The sequence below is a fragment of the Anoxybacillus sp. FSL W8-0104 genome (assembly GCF_038004465.1).
GTDB classification, from domain to species: Bacteria; Bacillota; Bacilli; order Bacillales; family Anoxybacillaceae; genus Anoxybacillus; species Anoxybacillus flavithermus_G.
In genome coordinates this window covers 1,409,432-1,424,720 of record NZ_JBBOQU010000001.1, presented here as the reverse complement: position 1 = coordinate 1,424,720, position 15,289 = coordinate 1,409,432, and the positions used below count along the sequence as shown (strand labels likewise).

The 15,289-nt window shown below is 41.3% G+C and carries 15 protein-coding genes and 2 pseudogenes; 12 read left to right on the top strand and 5 right to left on the bottom strand.

Features of this window, described 5'->3' with window-relative positions; genetic code table 11:
- Positions 1-101: 101 nt before the first annotated feature.
- From NST18_RS07615 to NST18_RS07580, 8 genes and pseudogenes are all read left to right on the top strand, one after another.
- Positions 102-635 (top strand): annotated as a pseudogene (locus NST18_RS07615) (MFS transporter); the annotation flags it as partial.
- Between the two features lie 105 nt (positions 636-740).
- On the top strand, positions 741-1,874 hold the full coding sequence (locus tag NST18_RS07610; RefSeq protein ID WP_088223289.1) for an IS4 family transposase: 1,134 nt from the start codon (positions 741-743) through the stop codon (positions 1,872-1,874).
- A gap of 9 nt (positions 1,875-1,883) precedes the next feature.
- Positions 1,884-2,585, top strand: coding sequence for an MFS transporter (locus tag NST18_RS07605; RefSeq protein WP_340721317.1), 702 nt, complete (start codon positions 1,884-1,886; stop codon positions 2,583-2,585).
- 89 nt (positions 2,586-2,674) lie between these two features.
- Positions 2,675-3,574, top strand: a complete 900-nt coding sequence (locus tag NST18_RS07600) for a DMT family transporter (RefSeq protein ID WP_004890195.1) — start codon at positions 2,675-2,677, stop codon at positions 3,572-3,574.
- Positions 3,575-3,738: 164 nt separating this feature from the next.
- Positions 3,739-4,860, top strand: coding sequence for an o-succinylbenzoate synthase (menC, locus tag NST18_RS07595; protein ID WP_004890197.1), 1,122 nt, complete (start codon positions 3,739-3,741; stop codon positions 4,858-4,860).
- Positions 4,861-4,864: 4 nt separating this feature from the next.
- Complete coding sequence (locus tag NST18_RS07590; protein WP_004890201.1) at positions 4,865-5,377, top strand: hypothetical protein; 513 nt, start codon at positions 4,865-4,867, stop codon at positions 5,375-5,377.
- Between the two features lie 79 nt (positions 5,378-5,456).
- Complete coding sequence (locus NST18_RS07585; RefSeq protein WP_004890203.1) at positions 5,457-5,702, top strand: DUF1450 domain-containing protein; 246 nt, start codon at positions 5,457-5,459, stop codon at positions 5,700-5,702.
- Positions 5,703-5,755: 53 nt separating this feature from the next.
- Positions 5,756-6,190, top strand: a complete 435-nt coding sequence (locus tag NST18_RS07580; protein WP_004890207.1) for a DnaA N-terminal domain-containing protein — start codon at positions 5,756-5,758, stop codon at positions 6,188-6,190.
- A gap of 34 nt (positions 6,191-6,224) precedes the next feature.
- On the opposite strand, the gene NST18_RS07575 is transcribed toward NST18_RS07580, so the two are convergent.
- Positions 6,225-6,566, bottom strand: coding sequence for a DUF3992 domain-containing protein (locus NST18_RS07575; protein WP_004890209.1), 342 nt, complete (start codon positions 6,564-6,566; stop codon positions 6,225-6,227).
- A 192-nt stretch (positions 6,567-6,758) separates the two neighbouring features.
- Here NST18_RS07575 and NST18_RS07570 point away from each other — a divergent pair, with 192 nt between their 5' ends.
- On the top strand, positions 6,759-7,625 hold the full coding sequence (locus tag NST18_RS07570) for a DUF3992 domain-containing protein (RefSeq protein ID WP_230456182.1): 867 nt from the start codon (positions 6,759-6,761) through the stop codon (positions 7,623-7,625).
- A 30-nt stretch (positions 7,626-7,655) separates the two neighbouring features.
- On the opposite strand, the gene NST18_RS07565 is transcribed toward NST18_RS07570, so the two are convergent.
- Together NST18_RS07565 and NST18_RS07560 are read right to left on the bottom strand one after the other, a co-directional pair.
- A complete protein-coding gene (locus tag NST18_RS07565; RefSeq protein ID WP_339174032.1) occupies positions 7,656-8,192 on the bottom strand; it encodes a hypothetical protein in 537 nt (178 codons plus the stop codon).
- Between the two features lie 65 nt (positions 8,193-8,257).
- Positions 8,258-8,516: pseudogene (locus NST18_RS07560) on the bottom strand (FAD-dependent oxidoreductase); the annotation flags it as partial.
- Between the two features lie 168 nt (positions 8,517-8,684).
- On the opposite strand from NST18_RS07560, the gene NST18_RS07555 reads away from it, so the two are divergent.
- Together NST18_RS07555 and NST18_RS07550 are read left to right on the top strand one after the other, a co-directional pair.
- On the top strand, positions 8,685-10,439 hold the full coding sequence (locus tag NST18_RS07555; RefSeq protein WP_004890216.1) for an ABC transporter transmembrane domain-containing protein: 1,755 nt from the start codon (positions 8,685-8,687) through the stop codon (positions 10,437-10,439).
- A complete protein-coding gene (locus tag NST18_RS07550; protein ID WP_004890217.1) occupies positions 10,436-12,202 on the top strand; it encodes an ABC transporter ATP-binding protein in 1,767 nt (588 codons plus the stop codon). Before NST18_RS07555 ends, NST18_RS07550 begins: the two co-directional genes overlap by 4 nt.
- Before the next feature lie 25 nt (positions 12,203-12,227).
- On the opposite strand, the gene NST18_RS07545 is transcribed toward NST18_RS07550, so the two are convergent.
- Positions 12,228-13,154, bottom strand: a complete 927-nt coding sequence (locus NST18_RS07545) for an MBL fold metallo-hydrolase (RefSeq protein ID WP_004890221.1) — start codon at positions 13,152-13,154, stop codon at positions 12,228-12,230.
- A 347-nt stretch (positions 13,155-13,501) separates the two neighbouring features.
- Between NST18_RS07545 and NST18_RS07540 the strand changes: the two genes are divergently transcribed.
- A complete protein-coding gene (locus tag NST18_RS07540) occupies positions 13,502-13,957 on the top strand; it encodes a hypothetical protein (RefSeq protein WP_230456183.1) in 456 nt (151 codons plus the stop codon).
- 56 nt (positions 13,958-14,013) lie between these two features.
- Here NST18_RS07540 and NST18_RS07535 read toward each other — a convergent pair whose 3' ends face one another.
- Positions 14,014-15,195 (bottom strand): IS701 family transposase, encoded by a 1,182-nt coding sequence (locus tag NST18_RS07535; protein ID WP_088223189.1) that lies wholly within the window; start codon positions 15,193-15,195, stop codon positions 14,014-14,016.
- Positions 15,196-15,289 lie beyond the last annotated feature (94 nt).

Below are 15,289 nucleotides of genomic sequence, written 5' to 3'. Positions count from 1 at the left end.
GACTGGTGGTATGCCAGTCTTATTTTTTATGCATTGGCATCGTTTTATTGTACAATAAAATACATGTATTGGAAGATAGAAAGGAATGAAGGGGAATACATATGTGGAAAGATAAAAATGTCATTCTTATTTTTATTGGTGAGTTTATTGCTGGGATTGGTTTATGGCTTGGGATTATCGGAAACTTAGAATTCATGCAAAAGCATGTCCCATCTGACTTTGTAAAGTCGCTTATTTTATTTTCGGGATTGCTTGCTAGTGTGATTGTTAGTCCAATCGCGGGGAAGTGGATTGATACATATGCAAAAAAACGTATTCTTTTATACGCCGGAATCGGTCGTGTATGTAGCGTTATTTTTATGCTGTTTGCATTAAAATATGAATCTATTTTTCTCATGATATGTTTTATGATCTCCATTCAAGTCGCAGCTGCTTTCTATTTCCCGACGTTGCAAGCAATCATCCCACTTGTTGTGCGGGATGAGAAACAACTCATGACGATCAATGGGATGCATATGAATATTTCAGCGCTATCACGAATTTCTGGTACCGCCTTTGGTGGTGCTCTCCTTATGATTACAAGTTTGCAAACGTTATATATTGGCGCAATAGTCGCATACAGTTTATTATTTTTACAGGCGTGTTGATTAACCAATAATATCCATAAAAAACATAGAAAAAAGAGCACCTTTCCTGTAGAATGTAAGTAACAACACAAACAAACCTAGGAGGTGCTCTCTATGCACAAGCATACCACACTCCCAAATTTGATGCAAAAAATTGTTTCTGATGAAGATCTCCAGTCGATTACCGAAGCCGTTGGCTACCATGACACTTCGCGGACGTTTACGGTGCGCACGTTGGTTGATTTTTTTCTGCTGGCGGCACTTCACGAATGGAAAAGTTTCCGTCATGGTGCCGATGTGGCGAAAATGTACGGATTGCCGACGTTTCATTACTCGACGGTTTCTAAGAAAGCGAAAGAAGTTCCGTACGAGGTGATGAAGCGCTTATTTGCTTTGGTTGTTTCTAAGTGCAATCGCCAAACCCGCCGTTCGCTTCGCTTTCCAAAAGCATTGCGTATAGTAGACTCCACGACCGTCACCGTGGGGAAAAACCGCCTGACATGGGCACCCTATCATGGGGAACGATCCGGAGTGAAAATGCACGTCGCGTATTCCCCTGAGCAACAAATGCCGAGCGACATCGTAGAAACCGTAGGGTTGCGCCACGATGGACCGGTGGGAGAGCGGCTCACAGACGTACAAACGGTTCTTGTCGAAGATCGAGCGTACTTTAAAATTGAACGCCTCGATCGGTTTGTCGAACAGAAGCAACCGTTTGTGATTCGGATGAAAGACAATGTCGAGATCCATCAAAAAAAGAGCCTAAAGCGCCTTTCTTCCTCCTCTTCTTCTATTGTGGCGGATTTTACTTGCCAGTTAGGAACGAAACAATGTCGTTCCAAAAAGCGCCATCGCGTCGTGATCTTTCAGGATGCGAACGGGCATGAAATCCGTGTGGTCACGAACGTCTTAGAGGCATCGGCGGAAAAGATTGCCGAGATGTATCAAGAACGTTGGACAGTGGAAGTGTTTTTCCGATGGATCAAGCAATATCTAAACGTTCCGACCTTATTTGGCACCAACGAGCATGCGGTATACAACCAACTTTTTGCGGCATTTATCGCTTATGTGTTACTGAGATGGCTATATCATCGAACGGAAAAACGGACAACCTCGTCCCTTACCTTTCTTTCGTTTGTCCGTCGTTTTTTCTCTGGGCAACTTCCTCTCGAATGGAAATCCGAGATGGCAGCTGTCTTATTTGAGTATGCCCGAATATATGGGAGGAGTATGCCTAATTTTGGATAATCAACAGCCGTGTTATTTTTACTTACTTTTTTTATTGATATAAAAGAAGAAAAGAGAGACATAAGCAGTTATACAAAAGAAAAACAACGATTTACAGACATATTCCCGATCATTCGCGGATTGCCTGTTGTTTATACGGCTGTTGTTTTAACGATTGTACCGCAGTTGTTTATTGGGGGATTCAATTTGATGGTTATTAATATTAGTGAATTACAAAATGACCCTTCGATTAAAGGGTGGTTATATACGATTGAAGGCGTTGGTTTTTTATTTGGGGCCTTCCTCATTAAATATATCGCTCGTGAACAAACATACGTAAAATGGATGTATGGATTAACATGTTTTATTGCTTTTACACAATTATCTTTATATTTCGCTCATGTCAAATGGGTTTCGCTCGTTTCATTTGGATTGTTTGGCATATGCGTCGGTTGTTTTTTTCCGATGATCGCGACGATTTTTCAAACGAGCGTTCCGAAATTGTATCACGGTCGCTTTTTTTCATTTAAAAATATGTTTGATCGCGTGACGTTCCAAGTCGTATTGTTAGCTACGGGATTTTTATTAGATACGATCGGACTAGAATATATGGTTGTCTTGTTTGGTGTTTTATCGTTGTTATTAATTGTGTACACGATGTTTCGTAAAAAAGAAGCTGTGTTAAAAGGCGAAAGGGCACAAATTTTTATTAAGGACCACGAAAAAATGTAAATTTATTTTCTAATAAAGAAATATTTGTATTTACAAAATTTTTCGTTTGTTTATAATGGGAACTAACAAATAGTGAAAGGTTGAGGCGCATGTCAGCGCGTACAAAAGGATTATGGATGGTAATCATTGCTGCGACGATGTGGGGGCTTTCTGGCACAGCGGCACAATGGGTGTTCCAACAAAAACATGTAGGGACGGAATGGCTTGTTTGTGTGAGGATGATCGTTTCTGGCTTTTGTTTGTTAGCTTTTGCATCATTCCGTGGCATTCCCTTGTTTCACATTTGGCGCGAGCGAAATAGCCGGTTGTTGCTCATTTTATTTAGTTTCGTTGGCATGCTCGGGGTGCAATATACGTATTTTTTGTCTATTGCATATGGCAATGCTGCGGCTGCAACGTTATTGCAATATTTAGCGCCCATTTACATCGTATTATATTTTTTTATTCGTGAGCGGAAACATCCATCTGTTTCGATTTGGGGTGCTCTTATGCTAGCGATTTGCGGTACATTTTTGTTGTTAACAAATGGAAAAATAGGGGCGCTAAGCATTTCTTTTCCCGCGTTTTTATGGGGGGTTGTGTCGGGAGTGCTTCTTGCGTTTTATACGATTTGTTCAGCGAAACTATTAAAAAAATGGGATTCGCTTATTATTGTCGGATGGGCGATGGTGATCGGCGGAATCGCTATAATGCCGAGCGTTGATTCATTTTTTGCGCCGTTTGCAACATTTGATTTTCAAACGGTTGCTTCGCTTTTATTTATTGTTGTATGCGGGACGTTGCTTGCATTTTTGCTATTTATTGAAAGCATTCGGTATTTATCACCAACGGAATCAAGCATTTTATCAAGTGTAGAGCCTCTGTCGGCTATTGTTGCGTCCGTTTTATTTTTACACGTATCGTTCGGCTTTTTTCAAACGGTTGGAAGCTTACTCATTATTGCGACAGTGATTCTTTTAGGAAAACAAAAAATGGCGTCTCCGTCGTGAAAAAATATATACATGCTAGTCAAAGGAGACGCCAAGCGTCAAGCATTTTAATTTTGGCCGTTCGGATTGATGTTGCTAGCCGAAAACGGAAAACAAGTTAGATAAAAAAGCTGATCGTTTTCTCGGTCAGCTTTTTTCATTTATTGTATAATTGTTTCGGAGGGATGTTTGTGCAAATACATACAGTTATTTTACGATACTTACAAATGGAATTAAAATCACCATTTACAACAAGTTTTGGGACGATGAAAACGCGTCCTGTTTTATTAGTTGAAGTCGTTGATGAAGACGGTGTGTGTGGCTGGGGAGAAGGTGTCGCGTTTTCTGCTCCGTGGTATACAGAAGAAACGATTGAGACGACGTGGCATATGCTCGAAACATTTTTAATTCCGCTTCTTTTTCAAGCACCCGTTTATCATCCTGACGAATTGCGTGACCGATTTTCGATTGTTCGCCGCAATTACATGGCAAAAGCAGCGCTTGAAGGAGCCGTTTGGGATGCGTTTGCGAAACGACATGGGGTGTCGTTAAGCTCTGCGCTCGGCGGTGAAAAAAAAGAAGTGAAAGTCGGCGTCAGCATTGGCATTCAACCGATAACAAATATATTAAAACGGATCGAACAGGCGCTTGCGGAAGGATACCAACGTATAAAAATAAAAATTAAGCCCGAATGGGATGTAAATGTTGTTCGAGAGATTCGTCATCATTTTCCAGACGTTCCGCTCATGGTAGATGCAAACTCCGCTTACTCGCTACGGGATATCGACCGCCTGAAAGCGCTTGATGACTATGAGTTACTGATGATTGAACAACCTCTTGCTGTAGATGATATTGTCGATCATGCAAAACTACAAGCGAAATTAAAAACGCCGATTTGTTTAGATGAAAGCATTTGTTCGTATGAAGATGCGAAAAGGGCGATTGAGTTAAAAAGTTGCCGAGTGATCAATATAAAAATTGGTCGGGTCGGTGGACTGACAGAAGCGAAACGCATTCATGATTTATGTCAACAACATCATATTCCTGTATGGTGTGGTGGTATGTTAGAAGGCGGAGTCGGACGAGCCCATAGCATTGCTTTAGCAACTCTCCCTCATTTTTCTCTCCCGGGGGATACAGCGGCATCAGCAAATTATTGGGAACGGGATTTCATTGATCCGGAAGTAACCGTTGACAATGGACGAATTTTCGTTCGGCAACAGATTGGAATCGGTTACACCGTTAATCTGACAGAAGTCGAGCGGCGTATCGTTCGCTCAAAAATATATAAAAAATCGAGAGGATGAGCATATGTTTGACCCAACGATTTTCGACAATTTAAAAACGGTCATAGAAGGAGCTGTTTATGATTTAGATGTAACAGATGAACTCGTAACAGTTGTTGATCGCTCAGACATCATTGATTTAGCGAAATTTACGCGCGCATATGCGCTTTCTTTTCAATTGCGGCATGCGCGTAAAGTGACGTGCACTATTTCTCTCGCGATGACGCTTCAACATATTGCAAACGAATTGTTATATGAAGAAATCTCGCAGGCCGGATGCACGATGACCGTTTCGTTTTCTTTTTCGGCTACACATGTCGATGGACAAGCTGTAGAACAGATGCTAAAGCACATTTGGGGGGAACAGCGCACAGTTATACAAACGTTAACGTATACATACCCAAAACATGAGCGATATACTCATCAAGTGACGATTGATTTCGAACGCATGATTAACGAAAGTCATGTCGACGATTTATTGCAGATGATTCCGTACATCATTCGTTCGCTTGAGCATTTACAACAATATGCCAAGTAAAAATCATTGAAGGAAGCAAACATTCAAAGTATGATAGAAATGAAAATGATTATAGTTATCATACTTGGAGTGTGACGAAATGAAAAAAGTGCACTTTTGCAAGAAAAATAAGTTTGCAACAAAAACGTTATATATGTTTCTAAAACAAACATTCAAACATGTCAAAATAAAACGAAAAGATTGCGTTGGTAAATGTAAAACATGCAAACATTGCCCGTTTGTCCTAATCGATGGCGAAGTCGTTAAAGCGACAACAACGGATGAATTGTATGATCGCATTTCTTATGAAGTGACAAAACAATGGTGGGCGTTTCGAAAAAAATAAGCAGGAATTTTTTTATTTTTGTTTAATTTCATGTGTGAAAGGGGGGGAAAACAATGTGGTCAGAAGTGAAAAACGTTTTATCTCGCATGATGTCCTCACTTGCTTTTGAAACATGGATTGAAGGAACGACAGCGACGATGGAAGACGATAAAGTCATCATTCATTGTACAAACCCACTGCAAAAAAATTGGATACAAGCGTTGTATATGCCTCACATTGAACAAGCGATTGAAAAAGTTTACAGGAAGCGAATGATTATTCAGTTAGAGGCGCCTCATGAGCTGTCTGACGAACAATTTATGCGCATGTGGAACTACATGATCGCCCTCGAAAAACAAACGTGGAACCTCGAAGCGCGTGTAACGAAAGTCGAACGACAAATGGAAGAAATAAAAAAAGAAGTCGCTCAACTACAAGAGCGCACCGATTTTCTTGAACGGTTGCTATCTGCTGAGGAACAACCAGTATCGAAAACGTATATTCACTAAAAAGGTGTTCCAACTAACGGAACACCTTCATTCATTAACATTTTTTATAATGCACAGTCATACATAACTTTCCACAGCAAATAGAACCAGTTGATCCGTCGGGTTTAAGACATGTAATTGATACTTTTTTCAAACTATTAAATGTTTTAGAAAACGATTGTCCTTCTGTTAACGTAGCAATTAATGTATCGTTCACATATACTTCGACACCATCACAACTATTTTCCACTAATACCGTTACGGTTCCAAATGGTTTAATGACATCCCCATCTGCTTCCCAAATCGTACGATCTGTACTGTCGCAACGAAACTCCCAGTTTTGACAAACTTCATCCGTCGCGATTGGACGGTCTGGACAACATCCGCCACAGCTCATTATATCCGCTCCTTTTTGTTTTTTATGGAAGAATAATCCTCCCTTATATACAATGCAGCAAACAAAAAAGTGTGTAGGATGTTGTCCTATGTTTCGTACCTATTTTTTATTACATTTTTTCATCGTACGTCTATGCACGAATGTATATCGACACATAGTATGATATATCGAATGAAAAGGAGGGAGTGGCAGGTGGAGAAGCATTGTATTCATGTGGAAAAAGTGTTTGATTGGGTTTCGCGTTCGATAAAATTAACGAAAAGAGAGACGTTGACCGAGCCGATTGTCGAGCATAATATTTGTGTTAACATTTGCGCGCCATGCGAGGAAAAAACGATCGTATGGTCAGCGGAAGAACATGTGCATGCGTTTGGAACGGTGACGGTTGTATATTATGAACAAGGGTGCGGACGACAAATGGACGTTTTGATTAACGGAGAAATCGTATGTTCATTACAAGAAGGGGAATCCCGTTCATTGACGATGTCACATTTGCGCGATGTGCATGTTGAATGTAAAGGAAATGGGACGTGCGTCGGACGTGTATGCATTCAACTTCATCAACAGCTCGATCGTCTTGACGATTGTGAACATATTCGTTGTATATTGACCGATGCGTGCGGTCAGCCGATTGTGCCAGAACAGATGACTTGTCGTGTGCTTGATGAACGCCAGACGGTGCATGTCACGTTGCCAAACGGAAAGAAAGTTGCATTGCAAAAAATATATGTTCTCGTTGAAACATTTATTGTATTACAATGTACACGAAAAGATGGGACGGTATGGAAAACAAAACCGATTTCACTAGCAACGATCGAGGACGTATTATTATGTGCCCCGCCAGAGACGGATATCGTTTGTGAAACGGTTGTTGCTGACTGTAAAGCAGCGCTTCTTTCAACAACGTGCCCGCAAATACTCATTTCTGTTCATCTTTGTCAACATATTCAATCGCTCGGACGTGTCAAAATTGAAATTGAAGGAACAACATGCACGCCGCGCGTCGAACAACAAGTCGACATATGCCCACCACATCACATACCCAGTTGTCCGATATAAAAAGAGAGCGACGCGTCAAGCGAAGCTCTCTTATCGCGTAAAGCCAAATATGCCCGAAATAAAACAGCTGTTGATGATCCATGTGTTGTTCATTGTTGTCAAACGCACGGTTCCCTTCCCGACGGCATCGATTGTAACATTTTGTATATTGTTAAACTGTCCCGTCGCAAGTGTATCGACATCTACCGTTTGTCCTTGAATACGTTGCAAAAAGCTTGTAATTGAACGTCCACAACAATCACACGTTTCGTCAATGGCGGGAAGAGGAATATCCTTTAACACATTTCCTCTCACCCCGACGACGTTACAAATCGGAAATGCTGCTGAACGTTTATTTTGTCCGCTTCCAGGGATCTTACCGGTGACAATCAAGTCATTTACGATCTCACTAACAGTAAAATTATTATTTCCTTGCCCTGACCCTGTTTGATCGAGCATGGCAACATCGACTTTTTTTCCGTTTAGCTGTGCTAGCACCTCTTTCATTCCTTCGACACAGCACGGGCATTCATCGCGCTGTGGTGGTATTGGTTTATGACGCACAGGTGCACAACAACATTTTTTCATTTCGTTTCCTCCTCTCTATTTTATCTTATGAATGAGAGAGAGGAACGGTGTGGACGGGCGGCTATAAAAACGGATTGCGCCATTCCATAAGCAAGGCGTAGTTTTGTCATCGTACTTCCGTATCCTGCTTTTCGTTTGTCGATGACAACAACGTCTAAATCCGTTTCACTCAAATAATAAGCACATAACGCTCCTGATCTGCCCGCTCCGACAATTAATACGTCGCATTGTATGTCGTTGTCTAGCGGTGGATACGAAGGGGGCATCAGGAAATGTCGTTGGCCAGTATAATTTTCCTGTTTGTAAATCCATCGCAACAACCATCTTTTTTATTCGTTTTAGTCTTTTTTAGATTGGCTTGCATATGTAAAAGTATGCGATAAGAGTAACACTATTTATATACTAACATAACAAAAAAACTTTCTTATTTTTGGAATATTTGATAAAATAGAACGAAACGACAATCGAAGTACGAAAAGGTAGGGATAGTGTATGAGAGTATTTCTCGATTTAATGTGGTTTTTTAAACAAGAAAAAAAAGCATACATAATCGGCATTATATTACTTGCGATCGTTTCATTGCTTGAGCTCGTTCCCCCAAAAGTAATTGGGCATGTTGTGGATGCTGTAAAAGCAGGAGAACTGACGAAAGAAAAGCTGATTATGTGGTTAAGCTTGCTTGCAGGTGTTGCGCTTTGTATGTACGGTTGTCGTTACGTTTGGCGGACGATGATTTTTGGCTCAGCAGCAAAGCTCGCCCGGTTGTTGCGCGATCGGCTATATGAGCACTTTACGATGATGTCGCCGTCATTTTACCAAAATCGCCGCATCGGTGATTTAATGGCGCATGCGACAAATGATTTACAAGCGATTCAACAAACAGCAGGTGTTGGCGTCTTGACGCTTGTTGACTCATTATGCATTGGGGGCTTTGTCATCGCGACAATGGCGTTAACAATTAGCTGGAAACTGACGCTTATTTGTTTATTGCCGATGCCGCTTATGGCGTATTTAACAAGCTATTACGGTTCTTTGCTTCATCAACGGTTCCATTATGCGCAAGAGGCATTTTCTGCTTTAAACGATAAAGTACAAGAAAGCATCGCTGGAATCAAAGTAATAAAAACGTTTGGACAAGAAAAAGAAGAAATTGAATCGTTTCGAGCGCAAGTTGATGACGTCGTTCGAAAAAATATGGCAGTTGCTCGCATTGATTCGTTGTTTGATCCAACGATTTCGCTCATTGTCGGCGTGTCGTTTTTTTTATCGATTGTTTTTGGGGCACGTTTTGTCGTTCAAGGAGAGCTAACGATTGGACAGCTCGTTTCTTTTACGATGTATTTAGGACTGCTCATTTGGCCGATGTTAGCATTTGGATGGTTGTTTAATATTGTCGAACGCGGTAGGGCTTCGTATGATCGGGTGTCATCATTGTTGCGTGAAAAATCGGATATACAAGAAGACGATGGATTGCTTGATGAAGTGCCGACAGGTGACATCACATATGACATTCGTTCCTTTACGTATCCGAATGAAACGGAACCGATATTGCAACACATTCAGTTTACGTTAAAGAAAGGGGAAACGTTAGGAATTGTCGGGAAAACAGGAGCCGGAAAGACAACGCTTTTGAAAGTGTTGCTGCGGGAGTTTGTTGGAATAGATGGAGACGTGTATTTTGGTGGATATTCGATCACGCAATATCGATTAGAACGATTGCGTGAAGCGATTGGCTATGTCCCGCAAGATCATTTTCTTTTTTCTGCTTCCATCCGAGATAATATTGCGTTCGCTCGCCCTGATGCAAGTCAAGAAGAAGTGGAACGGGTCGCTAAACTCGCTCAAGTGCATGATGATATTATGCAGTTTCCAGAAGGATATGAAACGGTCGTTGGCGAAAGAGGCGTTTCTTTATCTGGAGGACAAAAACAACGGTTGTCGATTGCTCGTGCGCTGTTGCTTAATCCAGAAGTGCTCATTTTAGATGATTCGCTATCGGCTGTAGATGCACAAACAGAGGAGCGTATTTTGCAGTCATTGAAAGAAAATCGTGCGGGAAAGACGACAATGATTGCGACACATCGGTTAAGTGCCATTCAACATGCACATCTCATTTTAGTGCTTGAAGATGGAAAAATTGTTCAACGTGGCACGCATGACGAGCTCGTTGCACAAGACGGATGGTATCGGGATATGTACGTTCGTCAACAGCTTGAACAATTTGTGGAACGTGGGGGTGCGCAATGAAATCAAATATGAATCAACGACAAGTGTTTATGCGACTGATGGGCTATACTGCACCGCATCGAAAGTCGTTGTTGTTCGCTTTTTTTCTTTTAGCGTTAACGACTGCTGGAGACGTACTTGGTCCGATCATTGTAAAAATTTTTATTGACGATTATTTAGCGCAGATGACATTTCCGCTTCGAGCAATGATCGGACTAGCGACAGCGTATATCATGATTCATATCGGAAAAGTGTTTCTTTCTTATTTTCAATTATTAAAGTTCCAAGAGATTGCATTAAAAATCATTCAACAATTGCGCATAGACGTGTTTGCGAAAGTGCAATCATTAGGAATGCGTTACTTTGATCGCACGCCAGCTGGAAGCATCGTTTCACGAGTGACAAATGATACAGAAGCCATTAAAGAAATGTTTGTTGAAGTGCTTGTCACGTTTATTCAAAGTGCTTTTTTCTTAGTCGGCGTGTTTGTCGCAATGTTTTTGCTTGATGTCCGATTAGCTGCTTTTTGTTTAGTCATTTTACCGACCATTTATTTTATTATCCGTACGTATCGGAAGTACAGTTCGGTGTTTTATAGCGATTTACGCGAATATTTAAGTCAACTCAATGCGAAATTAAATGAGTCACTTCAAGGAATGGCGATCATTCAAGCGTTCCGTCAACAAAAGCGGATGAAAGAGCAATTCGGAGTCATTAATGAAAAACATTATACGGCAGCGATGAAAAATATTAAACTAGATAGTTTATTGCTTCGTCCAGCAACAGACTTAGTTTATGTGTTTTCGCTCATTGTTGTGTTAAGTTATTTCGGTATTTCTTCCTTTCAAAGTCCAGTTGAAATTGGAGTGTTATATGCTTTTGTCAATTATTTAGAGCGTTTTTTTGAACCGATTAACCAAATGATGATGCGGCTATCGATGTTTCAACAAGCGCTTGTTGCTTCCTCACGTGTATTTCAATTGTTAGATGAACAAGAAGAAGAACCGAAACAAGCTGAAAAACCGCTTGTTATTGAAAAAGGAACGGTTGAATTTCGCAACGTATCGTTTAGCTACGATGGAAAACGCGATGTGCTAAAAAATATTTCGTTTATTGCTCGACCAGGAGAGACAGTTGCGCTCGTCGGGCATACCGGAAGCGGAAAAAGCTCAATTATTCAACTGCTCATGCGTTTTTATGAGTTTGAACGTGGTGATATTTTGATTGATGGTCATTCGATTAAAGAGTATCCAAAGAGAGAGTTGCGGAAACATATCGGCCTTGTGCTTCAAGACCCGTTTTTGTTTTATGGGACGGTACGAGATAACATTCGGCTCCATCATCAACATTTGACGGATGAACATATTGAGCAAGCTGCCAAATTCGTTCAAGCTCATGCGTTTATTGAAAAGTTGCCAAAAGGGTATGATCATCCCGTAACAGAGAGAGGGACGACGTTCTCAAGCGGCCAGCGTCAGCTCATTGCGTTTGCTCGTACAATTGCGATGAACCCAAAAATATTAGTGCTTGATGAAGCGACTGCAAACATTGATACAGAAACAGAAGAAGCGATTCAACAAGCGCTTGAAAAGATGAGAAAAGGGCGAACAACGATTGCCATCGCCCATCGCTTATCAACAATTCAGGATGCAGATCAAATTCTTGTCTTGCATCAAGGGGAAATTGTCGAGCGTGGCACTCATCAGCAATTGCTTGCAAAACGAGGATTGTATTATCGCATGTACGTATTGCAAAATGGGGTAACGGAAGATATATGTATATAAGAGAATAAGTCTGAACCGCCACGCTTTATGTGGCGGTTTCACAATGTACGATTTCGCCTAATTTCAGCACACGTAGTTGTTCGTTCGGAAAGTTGCGACGTTTCCATTCAGCATAAAGGCGATCTAACGCTTCTTTTGGTGTATCATCAGCTAGCGGGAATGTGCCATAATGCATCGGAATAAATGTTTTCGCCCGGCAATCGACAAATGCTTGAATGGCTTCTTCAGGGGTAACGTGTTGAGGCCCCATAAACCACTCGGGTTCATATGCACCAATCGGCAATAAAGCGTAATCGATATGGAAACGTTCCCCAATATCGCGAAATCCATGAAAATATCCGCTATCCCCTGCAAAATAAAACGTCGGTTTATCTTTTGCTTCAATCACCCATCCACCCCAATGGGACGTATTTGTATCAAATAACGTTCGTTTCGACCAATGTTGTGCAGGAACGAATGTGAATGAAACATCTCGTTCGACAACGGTGTCCCACCAATTGCATTCCACAACATGCTCGAACCCTCTTTTCAGAAAGGATGAACGCAACCCGCTCGGTACAAGAATGAGTGGGTTTCCTTTCAGTTTTTTAATGCTCGCAAAATGTAGGTGATCGTAGTGACTATGAGAAATTAATATGACGTCAACGGGAGGTAGATCGTCAATCGACAGAGCGGGCTCCGTTAGTCTGCGGATCGTTCCTAATCGTTTTGCCCAAACTGGATCTGTAACAATCGTCAATCCGTTTATTTGAATAATGAATGTCGCATGCCCTATCCATGTGAGTAGCGTTTGCCCCGTATTTGTATGTAGCAACGAAGGTTGAATATGTTCGCAAGGCAAAGTATATGACCAATCTTTCTTTTTTTGTCTTCTTTCCGCATACCATTTCCGCAAGTCAGCAAACGATTTCGTTGTTGGGACGCCACCTAAATTTTCATATCGCTTTCTCATTTTTTCTCCTCCGATATGGGTGTTTCTTTCAAGTATTACATTCTATATATAATCCTTTATTGTTATATAACATAATTTCATTGTTTTTTGTTCGTATTAATAAAAAATATATCTATGTTCGATTTTTGTCACTATCTATTTTATCAAAAGAAAGGCTTGCTGGTGAAAATGAAAGGCAAGAGCTTTCTATATTTGTTAAGAGATATTTTAGTAAGGGGAGTCACTATGCTCTGTTCTATTTTTTATTGTGTACATATTGATTATAATAGGTGTATGAAACAAAAGAGCGGAGACGTAATGGACAATATACGAATACATTATAGTAAAAATGATTGGAGAGAAGAATGGTGGAAGATGTTATCCATCAACATGCAGAGCAGCTGAAGCGTTGGGAAGAAAAACAGAAAGAAATTTTGCAAGAACTTATTGAAAATCAACAAAAAATTCGGCAACAAAACGCTTTATATTATAACGAAAAGGAAGAAGAGCGCATCATTGACCGATATTACGAACACATCGATCATCAAACGGATGGAAAGTTGTTATTTCAAGCGTATCACGATTTAATGAAACGGACGCATATACGTCGCATCCCGTATTTTTTAAGCAAAGATTACTATTTATACACATGGGTCGATTTGCAGCCGGATGGAACAGTAAAAAGCATTTATTCGGGGAAAAAGAAAGATCCACGTACAATTATTTTACAAGATTACGAGATCATTCAAAAGCGATATGAACAATTTGTTCAGCTTGTAAAAAAGGCAAAAAAAAGCGAACTCGATTTTAATCAAAAACTGTAGTTGAGCAATTTTCGTTACAATAATTACCATTTAAAAAGAGACAAACAGGGTACCCCTTATGCCACGTGGAGCTGTTTTTTCACGGTATCAATGGGAATATTTTGTTTTGCTGCACGATAAATGAACTCCACGAGGCTATGTCCTTTTCTCTTGCGCAGGAGATCGAGCCCATCCGAAAAATCACTGTTAGACTCGAACATGCTGTACACATACGCAAGTTGCACCAAGATCCAATACCGTTTCACCGCCCGACGCCCGCGAACGCGGTATCCATCGAGTTTCAGCTGGTCTTTCGCTTGACGGAAAAAACATTCGATCGACCAACGTGCAGCATAGTAGCGCAAGATCTCTTCATCGCTTAGCTCGCGATCGGTGCTCAAGACGCAATGAAGATGTTTCGGCGTCATCGGCTGATCGGCTTTCCATGCGAGCAGCACCACGGCATCCTTGAGACCGTTCAGAGCGCCTTCGTAGCGATACACCCGATAACGCTCTTTTCCCACCGTGACGAGGCGGGTATCCCGTGGCTCCATAGATTTGGCAAATTCTTTTGCTTGAATGGCCGTCCCTTTTGGATAGAGAATCCGATTCGTCTTCAGCATCGCGATGACGTGGAACCCTTTTTTTAAGCAGGCTCCCACGAGGGTTTTCGATGGATACCAAGAGTCCATGAGCACATAAACGGGTCGACTCACATCCAACGAAGAAAGCATCTCGATCGCGAGTTCCCCTTTGCTTTTCCCCACCGTCTTGTCGTAGAGGCGAAAGGCAAAAGGAAACGCTTGGGTCATCGTATGAACCATGAGCCAAACGAGAGAATGTCCCCAGATCGACTTTTTCTCTGCGTGAGAATAGTGCCAATCACACCCTTGAATGGCGTGTGTTGCCCGTGACGAGGGCTTCGTTTTTTGGCAAATCGTATCATCGATCGAAACAAAAATGGGTTGATTCTCTCGTTTCGAGCTGCGTTCGACACGATGAAGCACCCACTGTTGGAGTTTGCGAAGCAGCGTCTCTTCCTCCCATGGGCTTTTCGTGAAAAAATGGCTCAGTGTCGTGCGATGGTTCGGATGAAAACTCCCATGATGTAGATCGGTCAGCGTTCCCGAAAAGCCCTTTGTAATCATCGCATCCACGATATGAACGAGATGCTTCATGACAGGTTTCGAGAAATAAAGGGCCAACCCCAACATCGTCAAAAACTTGTGGATTCCTTGGTGATGTGCTAATCTATTCATGAGACATGAACCTCCTTGTGAATGGTTTGTTGGCACATCTATTCTAACCAAGGAATCGGGTTCATGTCTTCTTTTTTGTTTGGTTGTAAATTTA

Excerpts from the sequence above, each read along its gene's own strand:
- NST18_RS07610 (WP_088223289.1), top strand. The coding sequence starts at position 741 with ATGCACAAGCATACCACACTCCCAAATTTGATGCAAAAAATTGTTTCT.
- NST18_RS07600 (WP_004890195.1), top strand. The coding sequence starts at position 2,675 with ATGTCAGCGCGTACAAAAGGATTATGGATGGTAATCATTGCTGCGACG.
- menC (WP_004890197.1), top strand. The coding sequence starts at position 3,739 with ATGTTTGTGCAAATACATACAGTTATTTTACGATACTTACAAATGGAA.
- NST18_RS07590 (WP_004890201.1), top strand. The coding sequence starts at position 4,865 with ATGTTTGACCCAACGATTTTCGACAATTTAAAAACGGTCATAGAAGGA.
- NST18_RS07585 (WP_004890203.1), top strand. The coding sequence starts at position 5,457 with ATGAAAAAAGTGCACTTTTGCAAGAAAAATAAGTTTGCAACAAAAACG.
- NST18_RS07580 (WP_004890207.1), top strand. The coding sequence starts at position 5,756 with ATGTGGTCAGAAGTGAAAAACGTTTTATCTCGCATGATGTCCTCACTT.
- NST18_RS07575 (WP_004890209.1), bottom strand. The coding sequence starts at position 6,566 with ATGAGCTGTGGCGGATGTTGTCCAGACCGTCCAATCGCGACGGATGAA.
- NST18_RS07565 (WP_339174032.1), bottom strand. The coding sequence starts at position 8,192 with ATGAAAAAATGTTGTTGTGCACCTGTGCGTCATAAACCAATACCACCA.
- NST18_RS07555 (WP_004890216.1), top strand. The coding sequence starts at position 8,685 with ATGAGAGTATTTCTCGATTTAATGTGGTTTTTTAAACAAGAAAAAAAA.
- NST18_RS07550 (WP_004890217.1), top strand. The coding sequence starts at position 10,436 with ATGAAATCAAATATGAATCAACGACAAGTGTTTATGCGACTGATGGGC.
- NST18_RS07545 (WP_004890221.1), bottom strand. The coding sequence starts at position 13,154 with ATGAGAAAGCGATATGAAAATTTAGGTGGCGTCCCAACAACGAAATCG.
- NST18_RS07535 (WP_088223189.1), bottom strand. The coding sequence starts at position 15,195 with ATGAATAGATTAGCACATCACCAAGGAATCCACAAGTTTTTGACGATG.